The organism is Herbiconiux sp. J20-20, from assembly GCF_057365085.1.
In genome coordinates this window covers 779443-798928 of sequence record NZ_CP195122.1, presented here as the reverse complement: position 1 = coordinate 798928, position 19486 = coordinate 779443, and the positions used below count along the sequence as shown (strand labels likewise).

The 19486-nt window shown below is 70.9% G+C and carries 14 protein-coding genes; 11 read left to right on the top strand and 3 right to left on the bottom strand.

The annotated features are described in order from the left end of the window. The first annotated feature begins 157 nt into the window (after window positions 1–157). The 5 genes from ACR3ZA_RS03880 to ACR3ZA_RS03860 all read left to right on the top strand — a co-directional run bounded on the left by ACR3ZA_RS03880 (window position 158) and on the right by ACR3ZA_RS03860 (window position 7673). Complete coding sequence (locus ACR3ZA_RS03880; RefSeq protein WP_473660342.1) at window positions 158–1357, top strand: ROK family protein; 1200 nt, start codon at window positions 158–160, stop codon at window positions 1355–1357. Between the two features lie 38 nt (window positions 1358–1395). Then, window positions 1396–2760: an extracellular solute-binding protein gene (locus tag ACR3ZA_RS03875; RefSeq protein ID WP_473660340.1), complete on the top strand. Its 1365-nt coding sequence runs from the start codon at window positions 1396–1398 to the stop codon at window positions 2758–2760. Window positions 2761–2876: 116 nt separating this feature from the next. Beyond that, window positions 2877–3701, top strand: coding sequence for an ABC transporter permease subunit (locus tag ACR3ZA_RS03870; RefSeq protein ID WP_473662275.1), 825 nt, complete (start codon window positions 2877–2879; stop codon window positions 3699–3701). Continuing rightward, window positions 3698–4585: an ABC transporter permease subunit gene (locus ACR3ZA_RS03865; protein ID WP_473660338.1), complete on the top strand. Its 888-nt coding sequence runs from the start codon at window positions 3698–3700 to the stop codon at window positions 4583–4585. Before ACR3ZA_RS03870 ends, ACR3ZA_RS03865 begins: the two co-directional genes overlap by 4 nt. A 61-nt stretch (window positions 4586–4646) precedes the next feature. Next, window positions 4647–7673, top strand: coding sequence for a glycoside hydrolase family 38 N-terminal domain-containing protein (locus ACR3ZA_RS03860; protein ID WP_473660336.1), 3027 nt, complete (start codon window positions 4647–4649; stop codon window positions 7671–7673). A 16-nt stretch (window positions 7674–7689) separates the two neighbouring features. Here the strand turns inward: ACR3ZA_RS03860 and ybaK are convergent, their stop codons facing one another. From ybaK to glgX, 3 genes are all read right to left on the bottom strand, one after another. After that, window positions 7690–8157, bottom strand: a complete 468-nt coding sequence (gene ybaK, locus ACR3ZA_RS03855) for a Cys-tRNA(Pro) deacylase (RefSeq protein WP_473660334.1) — start codon at window positions 8155–8157, stop codon at window positions 7690–7692. 8 nt (window positions 8158–8165) lie between these two features. Beyond that, entirely contained in the window at window positions 8166–8696 is a 531-nt protein-coding gene (locus ACR3ZA_RS03850) for a DUF2510 domain-containing protein (RefSeq protein WP_473660332.1), read from the bottom strand. A 63-nt stretch (window positions 8697–8759) separates the two neighbouring features. Continuing rightward, window positions 8760–10811: a glycogen debranching protein GlgX gene (glgX, locus tag ACR3ZA_RS03845; RefSeq protein ID WP_473660330.1), complete on the bottom strand. Its 2052-nt coding sequence runs from the start codon at window positions 10809–10811 to the stop codon at window positions 8760–8762. A gap of 19 nt (window positions 10812–10830) precedes the next feature. Between glgX and ACR3ZA_RS03840 the strand changes: the two genes are divergently transcribed. From ACR3ZA_RS03840 to gatA, 6 genes are all read left to right on the top strand, one after another. After that, window positions 10831–12021 (top strand): aminotransferase class V-fold PLP-dependent enzyme, encoded by a 1191-nt coding sequence (locus ACR3ZA_RS03840; RefSeq protein ID WP_473660328.1) that lies wholly within the window; start codon window positions 10831–10833, stop codon window positions 12019–12021. 118 nt (window positions 12022–12139) lie between these two features. Further along, window positions 12140–13279, top strand: a complete 1140-nt coding sequence (gene mnmA / locus ACR3ZA_RS03835) for a tRNA 2-thiouridine(34) synthase MnmA (RefSeq protein ID WP_473660326.1) — start codon at window positions 12140–12142, stop codon at window positions 13277–13279. 45 nt (window positions 13280–13324) lie between these two features. Continuing rightward, window positions 13325–15703 (top strand): NAD-dependent DNA ligase LigA, encoded by a 2379-nt coding sequence (gene ligA / locus ACR3ZA_RS03830; RefSeq protein ID WP_473660325.1) that lies wholly within the window; start codon window positions 13325–13327, stop codon window positions 15701–15703. 256 nt (window positions 15704–15959) lie between these two features. Next, entirely contained in the window at window positions 15960–17465 is a 1506-nt protein-coding gene (locus ACR3ZA_RS03825) for an alpha/beta hydrolase (protein ID WP_473660323.1), read from the top strand. Window positions 17466–17596: 131 nt separating this feature from the next. Further along, window positions 17597–17896 carry an Asp-tRNA(Asn)/Glu-tRNA(Gln) amidotransferase subunit GatC gene (gene gatC / locus ACR3ZA_RS03820; RefSeq protein ID WP_473660321.1) on the top strand — a complete coding sequence of 100 codons (300 nt, stop codon included), beginning with the start codon at window positions 17597–17599 and terminating at the stop codon, window positions 17894–17896. 44 nt (window positions 17897–17940) lie between these two features. Beyond that, window positions 17941–19407, top strand: a complete 1467-nt coding sequence (gene gatA / locus ACR3ZA_RS03815; protein WP_473662274.1) for an Asp-tRNA(Asn)/Glu-tRNA(Gln) amidotransferase subunit GatA — start codon at window positions 17941–17943, stop codon at window positions 19405–19407. The last annotated feature ends 79 nt before the right edge of the window (window positions 19408–19486 follow it).

Below are 19486 nucleotides of genomic sequence, written 5' to 3'. Positions count from 1 at the left end.
ATGAATGGAGATATTGTCCTAGGCTGGCGCACAACCAGCTCCAGGTGTCCCGCTGCGGTGACGCCGACGCGATCTTCGAGGGGTGGATGAAGTGCCAAGCGCGCGAAACCAGAACTCGCAGCCCGCTGCCTCACGTCGCGGAACGAACCTGCCGGCGATGGGGGACTTCAACCAGTCGGTCATCCTCGACGCGATCCGGCGGGCCCGCACGGGGCTGAGTCGCGTCGAGCTCGCGGCCTCGACGGGCCTCTCCGCCCAGACCATCTCGAACATCTGCCGGCGGCTCCTGGAGCGCGGCTTCATCGAGGAGGCCGGCAAGGAGATCACCGGCCCGGGCAAGCCGCGCACCATGCTGCGGCTGAACCCGACCGGGCGCTTCGCGCTCGGCGTCCACCTCGACCCGACCGTCACGACGTTCGTCATGCTCGACCTCACCGGCTCGATCGTGGCGCGGTCGCGCCGGCCCACGCCCACCTCGAACGACCCCGCCGTGATCATCGAGAGCCTCGTCGCCGAACTGGATGACCTGGTCGCGATCTCGGGCGTCGACCGCGATCGGATCGCCGGCGTCGGCATCGCCGCTCCCGGCCCGATCGATACCGTGCGCGGCGTCGTCGTCAATCCGCCCCACCTCACCGGGTGGCGCGATGTCCCGCTGCGTGACGCCCTGGCTGAGGGCACCGGTCTTCCTGTCATCCTCGACAAGGACGTCACCGCCGCCGCCATCGCGGAGATGTGGGCCGGGGGGCCGAGCGGCTCGGGGAGCTTCATCTTCTTCTACATGGGCACCGGAATCGGTGCCGGACTCGTCGTGCATGACGACGTGGTGCGCGGCAGCTCCGACAACGCGGGTGAGATCGGCCACATCGTCACCGACCCGGACGGGCCGGAGTGCTTCTGCGGGCTGCGCGGCTGCGTCCTCGTGGCCTGCATGCCGCAGGCGCTGGTGCTGGAGGCCGAGCAGGCGGGGATCTTCCCGGCCGCGGGCGGCGCGCTGGACAACAACACCGTCGACGCGCGGTTCACCCAGCTCTGCGAGGCCTCGGCGGCGGGAGACGCGACCGCACGGGAGATCCTCGATCGCTCGGCGGTCCGGATGACCACCGCGATCGCCGTCATCGCGAACCTGCTCGACGTGGATCACGTCGTCTTCGGCGGCCCGTTCTGGGAGAGGCTCTCGGAGCACTACATGCGCAGCGTCCCGGCGCTGCTCGGCGAGCGGCTCGCGGCCCGCAGCATTCACGATGTCGCCGTCATGGGCACCGGAATCGGCGAGGATGTCGCCGCCGTCGGGGCGGCGTGCCTGGTGCTCAACCAGGGGCTCGCCCCGAACCCGAAGGCGCTGATGCTCGCATGATCGGCGCCGCAACGTCCACAGTGGAGCAAAGGAGCACCATGCGAACGACCACACGACTGGGCGCGGTGGCGCTCACGCTCGGATCCCTGCTCGGGGTCGCCGGCTGCACGTCCGCCGCGGACGATGGCACCGCCGTGCTGAAGGTGACCTACATCAAGACCGACGCCTTCACGGCGCTCGATACGCTCTTCACCAACGTCAAGGCGGAGTTCGAGGCCGCCCACGAGGGGGTCACCGTCGAGCTCCTCCCGGTCGCCGGAACGGACAGCGACTACACGACCAAGCTCGCGCTCTCGCACCGCTCGGCGGAGACCGCCCCGGACGTGTTCTACGAGGACACGATGGCGCTGCGCGCCGACGTCGAAGCCGGATTCCTGTTGAACCTGGATCCCTACGTCGCCGAATGGGACGACTGGGCGCAGTTCGATGATGCCGCGAAGGCCGCCGGCGCGGGCGACGACGGGAGCATCTACGCCGTCTCACTCGGCACCGACACGCGCGCCATCTGGTACCGGACGTCGGTGTTCGAGGCCGCCGGGATCGCGGTGCCGTGGCAGCCGCAGTCGTGGCAGGACATCCTGGATGCGGCGGCCGCCATCAAGGCCAGCCAGCCGGAGGTCGTGCCGTTCAACCTGTACGCGGGCACGGCGACCGGCGAGGGCTCCAACATGCAGGGCTTCTACCAGCTGCTCTACGGCACCGAGCTCGGCGCCGACGCGCTCTACGACTCGGCGACCTCCCGGTGGGTGGTCGGCTCGGCCGGCTTCGTCGAGTCGCTCGAGCTCATCGAGACGCTCTACGCCGAGGGCTACGCGCTCAGCGTCGCCGAGGCGCTGGACGGCAACATCTGGCAGGAGGTGTTCGGAACCATGTTCCCCGGCGGCACGCTGGGCGCCACCGTCGAAGGCTCGTACACGCCGTCGTTCTGGATCGAGGGCGGCTCGTTCGAATGGCCCGAATACGCCGAGGAGATGGCGACCGCGGCCTTTCCCACCCAGCACGGGCAGGAGCCCGGCGGCGTCAGCATGTCGGGAGGCTGGACGCTCGCCGTCGGAGCGCAGACCGAGCACCCCGACCTGGCCTTCGAGTTCCTCACGATGGCGCTGAACTTCGAGAACTCTCTCGCCTACGTCAACGAGAACTCGCAGATCGCGGTGCGAGCCGACGTGGCCGCCGACCCGAGCTACACCGCCGCCAACCCCTTCGTGGCGAGCGTCACCGAGCTGGTGGAGGTGACGCACTTCCGCCCCGCCACCGCCGAGTACAACCAGATCTCGGTGGAGATCCAGAAGGCGACGGAGTCCGTCATCACCGGGACCGCCACGCCCGCCGAGGCGGCGGCCGCGTACGACGCCGCCGTCGAGTCGATCGTGGGCGCCGACCGCATCATCAACAAGGGATAGGCCGCGACGGTCCGCCGAGCGACCGCCCGCGAGCGATCAGAGAGAGCCGAATCGTGACGGTGGCATTCAGGAGCACGGCCGTGCGGGCGCTTCCGCTCGTGCCGGCGGTGATCCTGATGGTGGTGTTCCTTCTGGGCCCGATCGTCTGGTCTCTGTACGGCTCGCTCACGAACGCGGCGCTCACCGGCCGCGCCGCGGCCGACCCGCAGTGGGTCGGCCTCGACAACTATGCGCGGCTTCTCTCGGACCCCGCCTTCCCGCAGTCCGTCGGGCTGACGGTGCTCTTCACCCTGGTGTCGGCGGTGCTCGCCCAGACGTTCCTGGGCCTCGGGCTGGCGGTGGTGATGACGCGGGCCAGCCGGCGGCTCGGCGCGGTCGTCGCGACCGTGATCGTCGCGGCGTGGATCCTGCCGGAGCTCGTCGCGGCGTTCGTCGCCTACGCGTTCTTCAGCCAGGACGGCACCCTGAATCAGCTCCTCGCCGTGGTCGGCCTCGACGGTCCGAACTGGCTGTTCGGCTTTCCGATGATTGCCGTGATCGTCGCCAACATCTGGCGGGGAACGGCCTTCTCGATGATGATCTACCAGGCGGCCCTCGACGATGTGCCGCCGGACATCATCGAGGCCGCGATGCTCGACGGTGCGAACGGGGCGAAGCGGCTGCTCTACGTCACCCTTCCGATGATCCGGCAGACGATCACGACGACGCTCATGCTGATCACGCTGCAGACGCTCTCCGTCTTCACCCTGATCTGGGTGATGACCGCGGGCGGGCCCGGCAACGACAGCACCACCCTGCCGATCTACGCGTTCAAGGAGGCGTTCCGCTTCGGCAACATCGGCTACGGCACGGCGATCGCGACCGTGATGCTCGTGGTCGGGGCGATCTTCTCGGTCGTCTACATTCGCGCGCTGCGTGCCCCGAAGGAGCGGGTCGCATGAGCGCCCCGGCCGCCACACGCCGCCGCAGTACGACCGCTCGTCGGCCGCGCTCGGTCGCGTCGCCATCGAAGCGGACGGTCGCGCTGCTTGCGAACACCTCGCTGCTGCTCGTCGCCGTCTGCTTCGCGCTTCCGCTCGCCTGGCTGCTCTTCGCCGCATTCGACGGCGCGAGCAGCTATCAGACGCGACTGCCCGCCGAGCTCACGCTCGACAACTTCACGGCCGTGCTGACGCCCGAGCTCACGTTCCTCCCGATGTGGAACAGCCTCGTCATCTCCGTCTCGACGGCGGTGCTCACCGTCGTGCTGGCGCTGCTGGCGGCCTACCCGCTGTCGCGCTACCAGGCCCGCTTCACCCGGTCGTTCATGTACATCGTGCTGTTCGGCACCTGCCTGCCGGTGACCGCGATCATGGTGCCGGTCTACGCGCTGTTCGTCGCCTTGCACCTCTTGGACTCGGTCGCGGGAACCGTGGCGTTCCTGGCCGCCTCGTCGCTTCCGGTCGCGATCTACATGGCCAAGAACTTCATGGATTCGGTGCCGATCGAACTCGAGGAGGCGGCGTGGATGGACGGCGCCTCGGCGATGCGCGCCCTGCGCACGATCGTGGTCCCGCTCATGCGTCCGGGCATCGCGGTCATCTCGATCTACGTGTTCTTCGCCGCCTGGGGCAACTTCTTCGTGCCCTTCGTGCTGCTGCTCTCGCCGAGCAAGCAGCCGGCCGCGATCAGCATCTACAGTTTCTTCGGGCAGTACGGCACGGTCGCCTACGGCCAGCTGGCCGCGTTCTCCCTCATCTACGCGGTTCCGGTGATCTTCCTCTACGTTCTGGTCGCGCGCGGCATCGGCGGATCCTTCGCCCTGGCCGGCGCGGTGAAGGGCTGAGAGATGCTTCGACCCACCCGCCGACCGCTGCTGACGCCCACCACCGCCACCGGGAGCACCCATGCATGACAACCGAGGCCTCGTCGAGGCGCGCATCGACCGCTTCACGCGGGAACGGCTGATTCCCGCGATCTACCGCCAACGGGCCCCGTTGGCGATCGCAGCCTGGGAGGCTCCCGACGAGCCGGTTCCGTTCTCGGAGGCGCGCGAGCAGGAGTTTCGGCCGTTCGCGGTTGGAACCTCGTGGGGCAGAGCGTGGAGCACCGCCTGGTTCCGCGCCACCGGGGAGGTCCCCGCGGCGTGGACGGCCGACGGCACGCGGGCCGAGATCATCGTCGACCTCGGCTACGACCGGACCACGCCCGGCTTCCAGGCCGAAGGCATGGCCTACCGCCCCGACGGCTCGATCATCAAGGCGATCGAGCCGCTCAACAGCTATCTCCCGGCCGGACCGGCCGGCGCCGCGATCGACATCTACCTCGAGGCGGCGGCCAACCCGAATGTGGCCGGCGATTTCACGTTCGCTCCGACCCCGCTGGGCGACAAGTCGACGGCGGGGCCGGAGCACGCCTACGTGCTGCGCTCCCTGGAGCTCGGACTGCTCGACGTGGTCGTCTGGGAGCTGGTCCAAGACGTCTGGACCCTGACCGGGTTGATGCACGAGCTGCCCGCCGAACTTCCCCGTCGCGCCGAGATCCTGCACGCCCTCGACCGGATGATCGACGCGGTCGATCCGCACGACGTCGCCGGCACCGCCGCGGCGGGGCGCACGGCGCTCGCCGCCGTCCTCGCGCGCCCGGCGCACGCGAGCGCGCACCGGCTCGCCGCGGTGGGGCATTCGCACCTGGATTCGGCCTGGCTGTGGCCGGTGCGCGAGACCGTCCGCAAGGCGGCGCGGACGTTCTCGAACGCCCTCGCGCTGATGGAGGAGGATCCGAGCTACACCTTCGTCGCCTCCAGCGCGCAGCAGTACGCCTGGGTTCAGCAGCACTACCCCGAGCTGTTCGAGCGGCTGAAGGCGCAGGTGGCGGCCGGCCGCTTCGTGCCGGTCGGCGGGATGTGGGTCGAATCCGACACCAACCTGCCCGGCGGCGAGGCGATGGCGCGTCAGTTCGTGGCGGGCAAGCGGTACTTCATCGAGCAGCTGGGCGTCGAGCCGCGCGAGGTCTGGCTGCCGGACTCGTTCGGCTACTCCGCATCCCTCCCGCAGATCGTCGCGGCCGCCGGCTCCCGATGGTTCCTGACCCAGAAGATCTCGTGGAACGAGACCAACCGGATGCCGCATCACACCTTCTGGTGGGAGGGCATCGACGGAACGCGGGTGTTCACCCACTTCCCGCCGGTCGACACCTACAACTCCGACGTCTCCGGCGCCGAGCTCGCCAAGGCCTCGCGCCAGTACGCGGAGAAAGGCGTCGGCACGATGTCGCTGCTTCCCTACGGCTGGGGTGACGGCGGCGGGGGACCGACCCGCGAGATGCGCGCCGCGATCGCCCGCACCGCCGACCTCGAGGGCTCGCCCCGGGTGAGCACCGCGACCCCGCACGAGTTCTTCACCGCGGCCGAGGCCGAGTACGCGGAGGCGCCGGTCTGGTCGGGCGAGCTGTACCTCGAGTTCCACCGCGGAACCTACACCTCGCAGGCGCGGACCAAGCGCGGCAACCGGCGCAGCGAGCACCTCCTTCGCGAGGCGGAGCTGTGGGCGACCGCGGCGGCGCTCGCCGGCCTCGACTACCCCTACGACGAGCTCGAGACGGCGTGGCACACGGTGCTGCTGCAGCAGTTCCACGACATCCTGCCCGGCTCCTCGATCGCCTGGGTGCACGAGGAGGCCGAGCGCGGCTACGCCGAGGTCGCGCGGGTGCTCGAGGAGATCATCGCGCGCTCGATCGCCGCGCTCGCCGGATCCGGCGACGTGCCGCTGACCTTCAACGCCGGGCCGTACGCGCGCGACGGCGTGCCCGCGCACGCGGCGGCTCCCGCCAGTCCCGCCGCGCCGGCGGCGGTGACGCGTGACGGCGACGACCACGTGCTGGACAACGGACACGTCCGGGTCAGGGTCGATGCGCGCGGGCTGGTCGTCTCGATCTTCGACCTTCGGGCCGAGCGGGAGGTGATCCCCGCCGGGGCGGCCGCGAACCTGCTGCAGCTCTTCCGCGACACCCCCAACCAGTGGGATGCCTGGGACATCGACGAGAGCTACCGGCGCGGCGGGCAGGATCTGACCCGGGCGGATGCGGTCGAGCTCACCGAGGACGGACGCGGCGTTCGCGTGTCGCGCTCCTTCGGGAGCTCGAGCGCCGTGCAGGAGCTCCGCCTGCTCGGCGACGCGCCGACGCTCGACATCAGCACCGTCGTCGACTGGCACGAGACGCAGAAGCTGCTCAAGCTCGCCTTCCCGCTCGACGTGCACGCCGACCGAGCCGCGTCCGAGATCCAGTTCGGCCACGTCCACCGGCCCACTCACACCAACACCTCCTGGGATGCGGCGCGGTTCGAGACCGCCGCGCACCGCTGGGTTCACGTGGGCGAGCCCGGCTACGGGGTCTCGATCAGCAACGACGCCAGCTACGGCCATGACATCCGCCGCATCGAGTCGTCGAACGGGGCCACGGCCAGCGGGGGAACCGCCACCGTGGCGCGGGTGTCGCTGCTGCGGGCGCCGCTGTTCCCCGACCCGGGCGCCGACCAGGGTCGGCACGAGTTCCGGGTGGCGCTCTCGGTCGGTGCGGGCATCGCCGATGCGGTCGAAGAGGGCTACCGCCTCAACCTGCCGCTGCGGACCGTCCTCGGGGCCGGTCCCGTCGCCCCGCTCGTCTCGGTGAGCTCGCCGGCGATCGTCGTGGAGGCGGTCAAGCTCGCCGAGGACCGGTCCGGCGATGTGATCGTGCGGCTCTACGAGGCGCACGGCGGTCAGGCGCGGGGTGAGCTGCGCACCGGCTTCGACTGGGCCGAGGTCAGCGAGACCGACCTCCTGGAGCGGACCGTCGACGCGCGCGCGGTCACGCGGGCGGCGGAGGGGTCGGTGGCGCTGGTCCTGCGGCCGTTCCAGCTCGTCACGCTGCGCTTCCGTCGCGGGGCGCGGTAGGGCACGCCGCCGAGCGTCAGCGCGCGATGTCGGCGATCACGGCGTCGGTGATCCGCTGCAGGTCTGCGGGGGCGAGCTCAATGTCGAAGCCGCGGCGGCCGCCGCTGACGAAGACGGTGTCGAAGAGCTCGACCGTCTCGTCGAGGACGGTCGGCAGGGCGGTCTTCTGGCCGATCGGGCTGATTCCGCCGACCAGGTAGCCGGTCTTGCGCTCCGCCACCGCCGGATCCGCCATCACCGCCTTCTTCCCGCCGAGCGCGGCGGCGAGCGCCTTCAGATCGAGCTTGCCACTGACCGGCACGACGGCGACGGCGAGGCGCCCGTCGACCTCGGCGAGGAGCGTCTTGAACACCAGCTCCGTGTCGAGCCCGAGCTGCTCGGCGGCCTCGGCGCCGAAGTCGCGCGAGGCGGGGTCATGCGTGTACGGGTGCTCGCGGAACGCGATTCCGGCGGCGCGCAGCGCCACGGTGGCGGGAGTGCTCATGCCGATCCTCAGCTCGTCGCGAGGGTCGTCGGCAGCAGCGTGGTGAGACCGACGACCAGCCAGATGAGCATCCACCCGAAGAAGCTGAGACCGCCGATCACGACACCCGCGATCGCGATGCCGCGGCCCGTGCGCGCCGAACCCGCGGCGGCGAGTCGACGCGCGCGAGGCAGCGCCAGCAGCGACACGATCGCGCCGGCCAGGCTGAGCAGGCCGAACACGCTCATCACGATGCCGACGAGTGACATCACGAAGCCGACGGTGGCGAGCGAGTTGGGGTTCGTCGCGCCGGTCGGGGCGCCGAACCGCACCCCCGACGCGCCGACCCGTGCGCCGTCGGCGCTCGGGCGACCGGACCGCGCGTAGGGGTCCGGGCGGGAGGAGCGAGTCGGCGCCGCGATCACGGTCGGCGTCAGATGCGTCGAGTCGTGAGTGCGGCGCGCGCCCGTCCAGGCCTGGCCATCCCACCAGCGATCCTCGCCGGGTCGGTTCGGATCCGGATACCAGCCCGCGCCGGTCGTTCCGGGGCCGTCAGTCATGCTTCGAGGGTACCGAGCGCGCGGCCCGCGCGCCGGTCAGCGGCGCCGTGGTGGCGTCGCGCCTCAGTCGTGCGCCCGGAACAGCTTCATCGAGGTCGGGCCGACCGCGAGATCATGGCCCGGCACGAACTCTTCGGCGCGATCGGCGACGTCATCGTGGGTGGAGTCCCAAAGCAGCGTGTAGCCGCTCACGCCCGCGTGCTCGGGCAGGGTCACCGTCACGTCGGTCTCCAGCCCGTGCACGACCAACAGGATCCGGTTCGACGACTCGTGCTCGGGGGTGGAGGCCGCCAGGTACTGCAGGGTGCGCTCGGCGGGGGAGTCCCAGTCCGCTTCGCTCATCGCGAGGCCTTGCTTGTTGTACCAGTCCATCTGCGAGGCGCTCGGCGTCGTCTCACCCCACCGGCCGAAGCGCACCGGACGCAGGGCCGGATTCTCGCGCCGCAGTCGGATCAGCTCGCGCACGACGGCATGCAGCTCCTGCTGCCAGGGCTCGCGGTCCCAGGCCATCCAGGTCAGCTCGCTGTCGTGACAGTAGGCGTTGTTGTTGCCGCGCTGGGTGCGCCCGAATTCATCGCCTGCCGTGATCATCGGCACCCCCGCGCTGAGCAGCAGGGTGCCGAGCAGATTGCGGATCGCGCGGCGGCGCGTGCGCAGGATCTCCGGATCGCTGGTGCGGCCCTCGACGCCGTGATTGAACGACTTGTTGTCGCTGGATCCGTCGCGGTTGTCTTCGCCGTTGCCGAGGTTGTGCTTGTCGTTGTAGGCGACCAGATCGGCGGCGGTGAAGCCGTCGTGCGCGGTGATGAAGTTGACGCTCGCGAGCGGGCCGCGCTCGATCGAGAACACGTGGTTCGATCCGGCGAGTCGGCGGGCGAGGGAGCCGATCCCTTCACTCGGCAGACCGTCGGTGTGGCGCGCGGCCGCGATGTCGCGCAGCCAGAAGTTGCGCATCCGGTCGCGGTAGCCGTCGTTCCACTCCGAGTACCCGTCGGGGAAGTTGCCGACCTGCCAGCCGCCGAGTCCCACGTCCCAGGGCTCCGCGATCATCTTCACGTCGCGCAGCGCCGGGTCGTCGATGATGCCGGCCAGCAGCGGGTGATCGCGCTGGAACTCGACGTCGCCGTCGCGGCCGAGCGTCGCGGCGAGATCGAAGCGGAAGCCGTCGATCTGCACCTCGTTCGCCCAGTAGCGCAGCGAGTCCAGCACCAGCCGCTGCGCGACCGGGTTCGAGAAGTCGAGCGTGTTGCCGCAGCCCGTGACGTCGATGTAGTGGCCGCGCTCGTCCTGACGGTAGTAGCTCGAGTTGTCGAGACCGCGGAAGCTCGAGGTCGGACCGCCCGGCCCTTCCTCGGCGGTGTGGTTGTAGACGACGTCGAGGATGACCTCGAGACCCGCCTCGTGCAGTCGCCGCACCATCCCCTTGAACTCGCGCAGCACCGCGCCGGCGCCGCCGGTCTGCGCCGAGCGCGAGGCGTAGCCGGCGTGCGGGGTGAAGAAGTTGAGGGTGTTGTAGCCCCAGTAGTTGACCAGGCCCATCTTCTGCAGGCGCTCTTCGCTCACCGACTGGTGCACGGGCAGCAGTTCGACGGCGGTGACGCCGAGATCCTTCAGATACGCGATGGTGCTGTCGTGGGCGAGGCCCGCATAGGTGCCGCGCAGCTCCTCCGGGATCTCGGGATTGAGCTTGGTGAGGCCCTTCACGTGCGCCTCGTAGATCACGGTGTGATCCATCGGCACTCGGGGCTTGGCCACGCCGCGCCAGTCGAACTCCTCGTCCGTCACGAAGGAGCGCCACTCGCCCTGCGTGCTGCGCGCGAGTCCGCGCGCGTACGGGTCGATCAGGTCGCGGCCGGCGTCGAAGGCGTGGCGGGGGCCGCTCGGCCCCGCCGCGCGCACCGAGTAGTAGGTGCCGGTGGTCAGCTCGGGGCTGGTCGCGCTCCAGACGCCATCGTCGTCGCGGGTCATCGGCAGCGTCGAGGTCACCCAGTCGCGGTCCGTCGCGTCGAACAGGCACAGCTCGAGTGCGGTCGCGTTCGCGCTCCAGACGCGGAGCTCGCCGCCGCCGTCGGTGCGCCGCACGCCCAGGGGCGCAGGGGTCTCAGAGGGCGACATGCGTTCTAGGTTAGGACCCATGGGCATCTATCTTGACCACGCGGCAACCGCTCCCATGCCGCCCGCGGTGAGGGCCGCGTTCCTGGATGCGCTCGGCGAGGTCGGCAATCCGTCCTCAATCCACGCCGCGGGCCAGCGCGCACGCGATGTGCTGGAGCACGGGCGCGAGCGCGTCGCGGCGTCGATCGGCGCGGATGCGGTCGAGATCGTGTTCACCGGGGGCGGCACCGAGGCGGTCAATCTCGGCGTGAAAGGCCTCTACTGGGCGCGCGCCCCGCGCCCGCGCATTCTGACCACGCGGGCCGAGCATCACGCCACCCTCGACAGCGTGCAGTGGCTCGAGCAGCACGAGGGCGCCGAGGTCGAGTGGATTCCGGTCGATGAGGTCGGGCGCATCCGGTTGGATGCCCTGGAGGCGGCGCTCGCGCGCGATCCGGAGACGATCGCGCTCGTCACGGCGCTCTGGGCGAACAACGAGGTCGGCACCCGGCAGCCGGTCGACGAGATCGTGGCGCTCGCCGCGGCGCACGGCGTTCCGGTGCACCTGGACGCGATCGCCGCCTTCGGGCAGGTGCCGCTCGACGTGCGCGCGGTGCCCGCGGCCGCGGTCAGCATCTCGGCGCACAAGATCGGCGGTCCGGTCGGAATCGGCGCGCTCTACGTCGCACGGTCCACGGTGCTCGAACCGCTGCAGCACGGCGGCAGCCAGCAGCGCGCCCGTTCCGGCACGCAGGACGCCGCCGGGGCGGCCGCGTTCGGCCTGGCCGCCGAACTCGCGACGACCGGGCTCGACGCGCGCGCCGGCGCGCTGGCGGTACGACGCGATCGACTGGTCGCGGGCATCCTCGACACGGTGCCGGGGGCGGAGCTGCGCGGCGATCCGGACCCGGCCGGCCGCCTGCCGGGCAACGCCCACCTCACCTTCGAGGGCTGTGAGGGCGATTCGCTGCTGTTCCTGCTCGACCTCGCGGGGATCCAGGTCTCCACCGGCTCGGCATGCCAGGCGGGAGTGCCCGAACCCTCCCACGTCGTGCTCGCCCTGGGGTTCGACGAGGCGACCGCGCGCGGGGCGCTGCGGTTCACCCTCGGCGACGAGACCACGGATGCCGACGTCGACCGTGTGCTCGACGTGCTGCCCCGCGTGGTCGCGCAGGCGCGCGAGGCGGGGCTGGCGGGGCGCGCCCCGCGCCTGGGCGGGTCGCTGCACTGATCGCGCCGGCTGGCGGCGCCTCGCGCACCCGAACCGAATCGTCGACCGCCGTGTCGCGGCCGGGTGCACCGCCGCGCGCACCCGGTGCGCACGGCCGGGCTCCCGTACCCTGGAGCGCATGAAGGTTCTTGCGGCGATGAGCGGCGGCGTCGACAGCGCCGTGGCGGCCGCGCGCGCGGTCGACGCGGGGCACGAGGTCGTCGGGGTGCACCTCGCGCTCAGCCGCCAGCGCGGCACGCTTCGCACCGGCTCGCGCGGATGCTGCACCGTGGAGGACGCGCTCGACGCACGTCGCGCCGCGAACCTGCTGGGCATCCCGTTCTACGTCTGGGACTTCTCGGAGCGCTTCGCCGAAGACGTCGTCGACGACTTCATCGCCGAGTATCAGGCCGGCCGCACGCCGAACCCCTGCATGCGCTGCAATGAGCGCATCAAGTTCGCCGCGGTGCTCGAGAAGGCGCTCGCGCTCGGCTTCGATGCGGTCGTCACCGGGCACTACGCCGACATCCGCGAGGACGCCGAGGGCCACCGTGAGCTGCACCGCGCCGCCACCTGGGCGAAGGACCAGTCCTACGTGCTCGGCGTGTTGACCGCCGAGCAGCTCGCGCACTCCTGGTTCCCGCTCGGGGCGACCCCGTCGAAGGACGAGGTGCGGGCCGAAGCCGCCCGGCGCGGGCTGACCGTCGCCCAGAAGCCCGACAGCCACGACATCTGCTTCATCCCCGACGGCGACACCCGCGGCTGGCTCGCCGACAAGGTCGGCGCCGAGGAGGGCGACATCCTCGACCGCGAGGGCAACCGTCTCGGAACCCACGCGGGCGCTGCGGCCTTCACGGTCGGCCAGCGCAAGGGCCTCAACATCGGCTACCCGAGCCCGGACGGCCGTCCCCGCTTCGTGCTCGAGGTGCGTCCGAAGACCAACGAGGTCGTGGTCGGCCCCAAGGAGGCGCTCACAATCTCCGAGCTCGCCGGCAGCAAGCACACCTGGGCGGGCCAGCCGCCGGCGGATGCGGAGAGCTGGTTCGACTGCGAGGTGCAGGTGCGCGCGCACGGCGACCCGGTCGCGGCCGAGGCGCGCGTCGTGCGCGGCGACGACGATGCTGCCAAGGAGCTGGTGGTGCGGGTGCTCGAGCCGCTTGACGGCGTCGCCCCCGGGCAGACGGCGGTGCTCTACGTCGGCACCCGTGTGCTCGGGCAGTGCACGATCGATCGCACCGTGAGCGCGGTGCCGGTCGGGGCGGGCGCCCCCGCCTCGTAGCTTGTCTCTCGCGCAAGTGTCGCCCCCGCGATCTAGGCTGAGTGCGTGGCAGACGAGCTGGAACAGACCCCCGTCGAGAGCCTGAGCCTCGAGGCGGCGCGCGACGAGGCCGCCGCGCTCACCGAGCGCATCCTGACGCTCCGCGAGGACTACTACGCGCGCGATGCGGCCGTCGCGAGCGACGCCGAGTACGACGCGCTGATGCACCGGCTCGAGGCGATCGAGCATGTCTTTCCCGAGCTGCAGGGGCAGGACAGCCCCACCCAGACGGTCGGCGGTCGCGCGCAGACCTCGCTGTTCGATCCGGTCACCCACGCCGAGCGCATGCTGAGCCTCGACAACGTGTTCAGCCGTGACGAGTTTCTCGAGTGGGCGGCGCGCGTCGAGCGTCTCGCCGGTCGCCGCATCCAGTACCTCTGCGAGCTGAAGATCGACGGGCTCGCGCTCAACCTGCGCTACGAGAACGGCCGACTGGTGAGTGCCGCCACCCGCGGCGACGGCGTCGTCGGAGAAGACGTCACCGAGAACGTGCGCTACATCACGAGCATTCCCACCCGGCTCGACACCGACAGCCCGCCGCCGCTCGTCGAGGTGCGCGGCGAGGTGTTCTTCCCGGTCGAGGCCTTCGACAAGCTCAACGCGGCGCAGGTCGCGGCGGGCGAGCGGGTGTTCGCCAACCCCCGCAACGCCGCCTCGGGGAGTCTGCGGCAGAAGGAAGAAGGCAAGAGCACGGAGGCGCTCGAGCGGATGCGCGCCCGCATCGGCCGTCTCGAGCTGCTCGTGCACGGCATCGGCGCCTGGTCCGACCCGCGGGCCGACGACGGCACCGCGGTGCGCAGCCAGAGCGAGGTCTACGCGCTCCTGGCGCGGTGGGGGCTTCCGACGAGCCGGCATTTCGAGGTGCGGGAGACCGCCGAGGGCGCGGCCGACTTCATCGCGCACTATGGCGAGCATCGTCAGGGCACGAAGCAGCACCCGGTCGAGCACGAGATCGATGGGATCGTGGTCAAGGTCGACGAGCTCGCGCTGCACGACGAGCTGGGGGCGACCAGCCGCGCGCCGCGCTGGGCGATCGCCTACAAGTACCCGCCCGAGCAGGTCAACACGAAGCTGCTCGACATCGTGGTGAGCGTCGGTCGCACCGGTCGTGCGACGCCGTATGCCGTCATGGAGAAGGTGCGGGTCGCCGGCAGCGAGGTGCGTCAGGCGACCCTGCACAATCAGGACGTCGTCAAGCTCAAGGGCGTGCTGATCGGCGACACGGTCGTGCTGCGCAAGGCCGGCGATGTGATCCCCGAGGTGCTCGGCCCGGTGGTCGAGCTGCGCGACGGCACCGAGCGCGAGTTCGTGATGCCAGCGAACTGCCCCGAGTGTGGCACTCCGCTCGCGCCCGCCAAAGAGGGCGACATCGACCTGCGCTGCCCGAACGCGCGCACCTGCCCCGCGCAGGTGCGCGGTCGGGTCGAGCACATCGCCAGCCGGGGCGGGCTCGACATCGAGGCGATGGGCGAGGTGGCAGCCGCCGCGCTGACCCAGCCGCTGCATCCGGCCGAGCCGCCGCTGCCCACCGAGGCGGGCTTGTTCGATTTGCGGATCGATGACATCTTCCCGATCGAGGTCATCGTCCGCGACTCCGAGACGGGGCTTCCCAAGCAGGTGGATCCGGGGGAGCCGGGCCGCGACATCACGACCGCCGACGGGGTCGTGATCCGGGTCAAGACCGACACCCCCTTCCGGCGTCAGCGCAAGAAGAGCGGCAAGAGCGCCGACCCCGAGTTCGATCCCGCCGCCACCGGCGAGGAGTGGTTCGGCGACGCCGAGTACGTGCCGTCCAAGGTGGCGGGCGAGATGCTCGCCAACATCCAGGCGGCGAAGACGAAAGACCTCTGGCGCTTCCTCGTCTCGCTCAACATCCGCCACGTGGGGCCGGTCGCGGCGCGAGCGCTGGCCGGCTGGTTCGGGTCGCTCGACGCGATTCGCGCCGCCTCCCGCGAGGAGCTCGCGGCCGTCGACGGCGTGGGCGACATCATCGCCGAGGCGGTGCTCGCCTGGTTCGAGGTCGACTGGCATCGCGAGATCGTGGAGCGCTGGGCCGCGGCCGGGGTGCCGTTCGCGGTGCCCGGGCATCCGGGCCCCGGCAATGCGGCTGCGGCCGACGGTCCTCTCGCCGGGCTGACGGTCGTCGCGACCGGCACTCTGGAGGGGTTCACGCGCGAGGGAGCGCAGGAGGCGATCATCCGGGCCGGCGGCAAGGCGGCATCGAGCGTGAGCAAGAAGACCGACTTCGTGGCGGCCGGTCCGGGTGCCGGCTCGAAGCTGCAGAAGGCCGAAGAGCTGGGAATCCGCGTCCTGGATGCGGCGCAGTTCGCACTCCTGATCGAGGGCGGCCCGGCGGCGCTCGACGCGGCCGACACCGACCAGTAGGTCCTCCTCCTTTCGGAGGACACGGGGCGCCACGCGGCGCGTCGCGAGGTGCAGTCTGACCAGGGATTCCGACACGAGACGCGGTTTTCTGCCCCCCATTGGGGGTACAAACCGTTGTTTATCGAACAAATTCACAAATCGGACACATTCGGCCCCCATTTGGGGCGCATGGGGAACATAGAATGCACCCGTGCGGTCATAGAAGATTTCTAGGGACCCGACCGCACGCTGGGGCGAGGGGACAACCGTCTTGCTGGTGGAGATCACCGCAATCCTCACTACCTCGGCGGCCGTGACGGGCGTCGCCGAGGCCTTCGGCATGTTCGACCGCGCCGTGGCCGTCACCCCGGCCTCCGCCGTCAGCTCCGCGGTCGCCCCCGCCGCATCCTCTGCCGATCGGCTCGCATTCGAATCGATGCTGACCGGCGCCGCGCCCACCGCCACGGGCACCGGATCTGATTCGCCCTGGATCGGCTCGCCCGACCCGTTCATCGGCCCGCGCGCGGTCGTGGGGGCGGGGCAGTCGACCTCGCTCGCCAACCTGCGCGGCGTCGCCCTGCTCAGCCAGTTGACCGCGCTGCCGCGGGTCGAGCTCGAGCTGTTCGTCGCCGAGAACCCCGCGATCATCGCCGAGACCCTCGCCTCGCCGCCGCTCGCGCGGGACGTGGTGCTCTGGTGGGAGTCCACCGCGGAGGCCGAGCGGGCCGCGCTGATCGAGGTTGCCCCGGAGCTCGTCGGGGGGCTCGACGGCGTCGAGTACGCGGCCCGCGACCTGGCCAACCGAGCGCGGCTGGGTGCGGCGGTCGACGAGATCGAGTCGCGCCTCGCCGAGCAGCCCGGACGCGCGGAGGCCGCCGAGCTGGAGACGCGTCTGCACATGCTGGAGCAGATCGTCGCGGCGCTCGAACCCGGCGACTCGGGACTGCCGCGCACGCTCATCCTTCTCGACACGATGGACGACGGCCGGGCCGCGATCGGCATCGGCGAGCTCGAGAGCGCCGACTACGTCAGCTACCTGGTGCCGGGCATGTTCTTCGGCGTCGACGCGCAGCTCGTCGCCTGGACCGAGATGGCCGATGCGCTCGCCGCGGAGCAGAACGAATGGCTCTCGCGACTCGCCCCCGCTCCCGAGGTCTCCGCCGACGCGGTCATCGCCGGAGCCGGCTACACGCCCCAGGCGGCCACGATCTCGTGGATCGGATACCGCACGCCGTCGCTGCTGAACGTGGCCTCGATGGACCTGGCCCGCGAAGGGCGTGACACCCTCACCTCGGCGCTTCAGGGCTTCGAGGCGCTGCGGCCGACCGGCGCGTTCGTCTCCGTGTTCGCACACTCCTACGGTTCGACGGCCGCCCTGCTGGCGCTGGAGGAGAACAACGTCACGGTGGACGCGCTGGCACTGCTCGGCTCGCCGGGAAGCCCGGCGAAGACCGCGAGCGACCTCAACGTGCGCGATGCCAATGTGTGGGTCGGCGTGGCGCCGTGGGATCCGATCCCGTCGACGGGAGTCTTCGGCAGCCAGCCCGCGAGCGAGGCGTACGGCGCGAACCACTTCGCCGTCGACGGTGCGACCGACCCGATCACGGGCGAGACGCTCGGCGGCGCGTTCAGTCACAACGACTACTTCACCCCCGGCGGTGAGTCGTTCCGCAACCTCGCCCTCATCGGCATCGACCGCACCGACCTGGTGATCGCGGCCGGTTCCGACGGAACCGAGTACGCGTCGAGCGCTGCGGTCGCCAAGAAGGTCGGCTCGATCTGAGCTCGGCCGCGTCCTGCTGAGCCGCGGTCTCGGCTCGAGGGTCGGCCCGCGGCACGAGACGTGCGTCATGCCCGAATAGACTGGAGGCGTCCCGCAAGAGCGCATCCGCCGTCGATCGTCCGGAGTTGTCTGTGTCTGAAATTACCCCCGAGGTGGTGCGCCATCTGGCCCACCTCGCCCGGATCGGCTTGACCGACGACGAGATCGGTCACCTCACCGAAGAGCTCGGTGCGATCGTCGACTCGGTGGCCAAGGTCAGCGAGGTCGCGACGCCCGACGTACCCGCCACGAGCCACCCGATCGCGCTCGGCATGGTGACGCGCCCCGACGTCGTCGGCGAGACGCTCACCACCGAGCAGGCGCTCGCGGGTGCGCCCGCGCACGACGGATCCCGGTTCAAGGTCAGCGCGATCCTGGGAGAAGAGCAGTGAGCGCCGCCGATCTGACGCGTGCCACCGCCGCCGAGCTCGCCGGGATGCTGGCATCCGGTGAGGTGTCGAGCGTCGACGCCACCCGGGCCCACCTGGATCGCATCGCCGCGGTCGAGGGCGACGTGCACGCCTACCTGCACGTGAACGACGCCGCGCTCGAGACGGCGGCCGCGATCGATGCCCGCCGCGCGGCGGGGGAGGCCCTTCCCGAGCTCGCCGGTGTTCCGGTGGCGATCAAGGACGTGCTCTGCACCCTCGACATGCCCTCGACCGCGGGATCCAAGATCCTCGAGGGCTGGGTTCCGCCGTACGACGCGACCGTCGTCGCGCGCCTGCGCGCCGCCGGACTGGTGCCGCTCGGCAAGACCAACATGGACGAGTTCGCGATGGGCTCCTCGACCGAGCATTCCGCCTACGGCCCGACGCGCAACCCCTGGGACCTGGATCGGATCCCCGGCGGTTCCGGCGGCGGCTCGGCCGCGGCGGTCGCCGCCTTCGAGGCGCCGCTCGCGCTCGGCTCCGACACCGGCGGCTCGATCCGTCAGCCGGGCGCCGTGACGGGAACCGTCGGCATGAAGCCCACCTACGGCGGAGTGTCGCGCTACGGCGCGATCGCGCTCGCCTCCTCGCTCGACCAGGTGGGCCCCGTGACCCGGACCGTGCTCGATGCAGGTCTGCTGCACGACGTGATCGGCGGCCACGACCCGCGCGACTCGACGTCGATTCCGGATGCCTGGCCGTCGTTCGCCGACGCGGCGCGCGCCGGACAGCGCGAAGGTGCCGTCACGGGCCTGAAGATCGGCGTCCTGAAGGAGATGTCGCAGGAGTCGCAGGGCTTCCAGTCGGGCGTGCTGCAGCGCTTCCACGAGTCGCTCGCGGCGCTCGAGGCGCAGGGCGCCGAACTCGTTGAGGTGAGCGCTCCGAGCTTCGAGTACGCCATCTCGGCGTACTACCTGATCCTCCCGGCGGAGGCGTCGAGCAACCTCGCCAAGTTCGACTCGGTCCGCTTCGGCATGCGTGTCGAGGTGCCCGGCGGCACGGTCGAGGACGTGATGGCGGCGACGCGCGAGGCGGGCTTCGGCCCCGAGGTGAAGCGCCGCGTGATCCTCGGCACCTACGCGCTGAGCGCCGGCTACTACGACGCCTACTACGGCAGCGCGCAGAAGGTGCGCACGCTCATTCAGCGCGACTTCGACGCCGCCTTCGAGCAGTGCGATGTGCTGGCGACGCCCTCGGCGCCGACCACCGCGTTCAAGCTGGGCGAGAAGCTCGACGACCCGCTCGCCATGTACCTGAACGATCTGACGACGATCCCGGCGAACCTGGCCGGCGTGCCCGGGATCTCGATCCCGGCCGGGCTCGCGCCCGAGGACGGGCTGCCGGTCGGCATCCAGTTCATGGCGCCGGCGCGGCAGGACGCTCGCCTCTACACGGTCGGTGCGGCGCTCGAGCAGTCGCTCGTCGACAGCTGGGGTGCGCCGCTGCTGAGTCGCGCGCCGAGTCTCGGCTAGCGGATCCTGCAGCGCGGCACACGGCTGGTCGCGGTCACAGCCGTAGCCGTCGAAGCCGTCGCCGCAGACGCGGCGGGGT

What these genes read in the sequence shown, in the direction of transcription:
- ACR3ZA_RS03880 (WP_473660342.1), top strand. Translation starts at nt 158, where the DNA reads ATGGGGGACTTCAACCAGTCGGTCATCCTCGACGCGATCCGGCGGGCC.
- ACR3ZA_RS03875 (WP_473660340.1), top strand. Translation starts at nt 1,396, where the DNA reads ATGCGAACGACCACACGACTGGGCGCGGTGGCGCTCACGCTCGGATCC.
- ACR3ZA_RS03870 (WP_473662275.1), top strand. Translation starts at nt 2,877, where the DNA reads ATGGTGGTGTTCCTTCTGGGCCCGATCGTCTGGTCTCTGTACGGCTCG.
- ACR3ZA_RS03865 (WP_473660338.1), top strand. Translation starts at nt 3,698, where the DNA reads ATGAGCGCCCCGGCCGCCACACGCCGCCGCAGTACGACCGCTCGTCGG.
- ACR3ZA_RS03860 (WP_473660336.1), top strand. Translation starts at nt 4,647, where the DNA reads ATGCATGACAACCGAGGCCTCGTCGAGGCGCGCATCGACCGCTTCACG.
- ybaK (WP_473660334.1), bottom strand. Translation starts at nt 8,157, where the DNA reads ATGAGCACTCCCGCCACCGTGGCGCTGCGCGCCGCCGGAATCGCGTTC.
- ACR3ZA_RS03850 (WP_473660332.1), bottom strand. Translation starts at nt 8,696, where the DNA reads ATGACTGACGGCCCCGGAACGACCGGCGCGGGCTGGTATCCGGATCCG.
- glgX (WP_473660330.1), bottom strand. Translation starts at nt 10,811, where the DNA reads ATGTCGCCCTCTGAGACCCCTGCGCCCCTGGGCGTGCGGCGCACCGAC.
- ACR3ZA_RS03840 (WP_473660328.1), top strand. Translation starts at nt 10,831, where the DNA reads ATGGGCATCTATCTTGACCACGCGGCAACCGCTCCCATGCCGCCCGCG.
- mnmA (WP_473660326.1), top strand. Translation starts at nt 12,140, where the DNA reads ATGAAGGTTCTTGCGGCGATGAGCGGCGGCGTCGACAGCGCCGTGGCG.
- gatA (WP_473662274.1), top strand. Translation starts at nt 17,941, where the DNA reads ATGCTGGCATCCGGTGAGGTGTCGAGCGTCGACGCCACCCGGGCCCAC.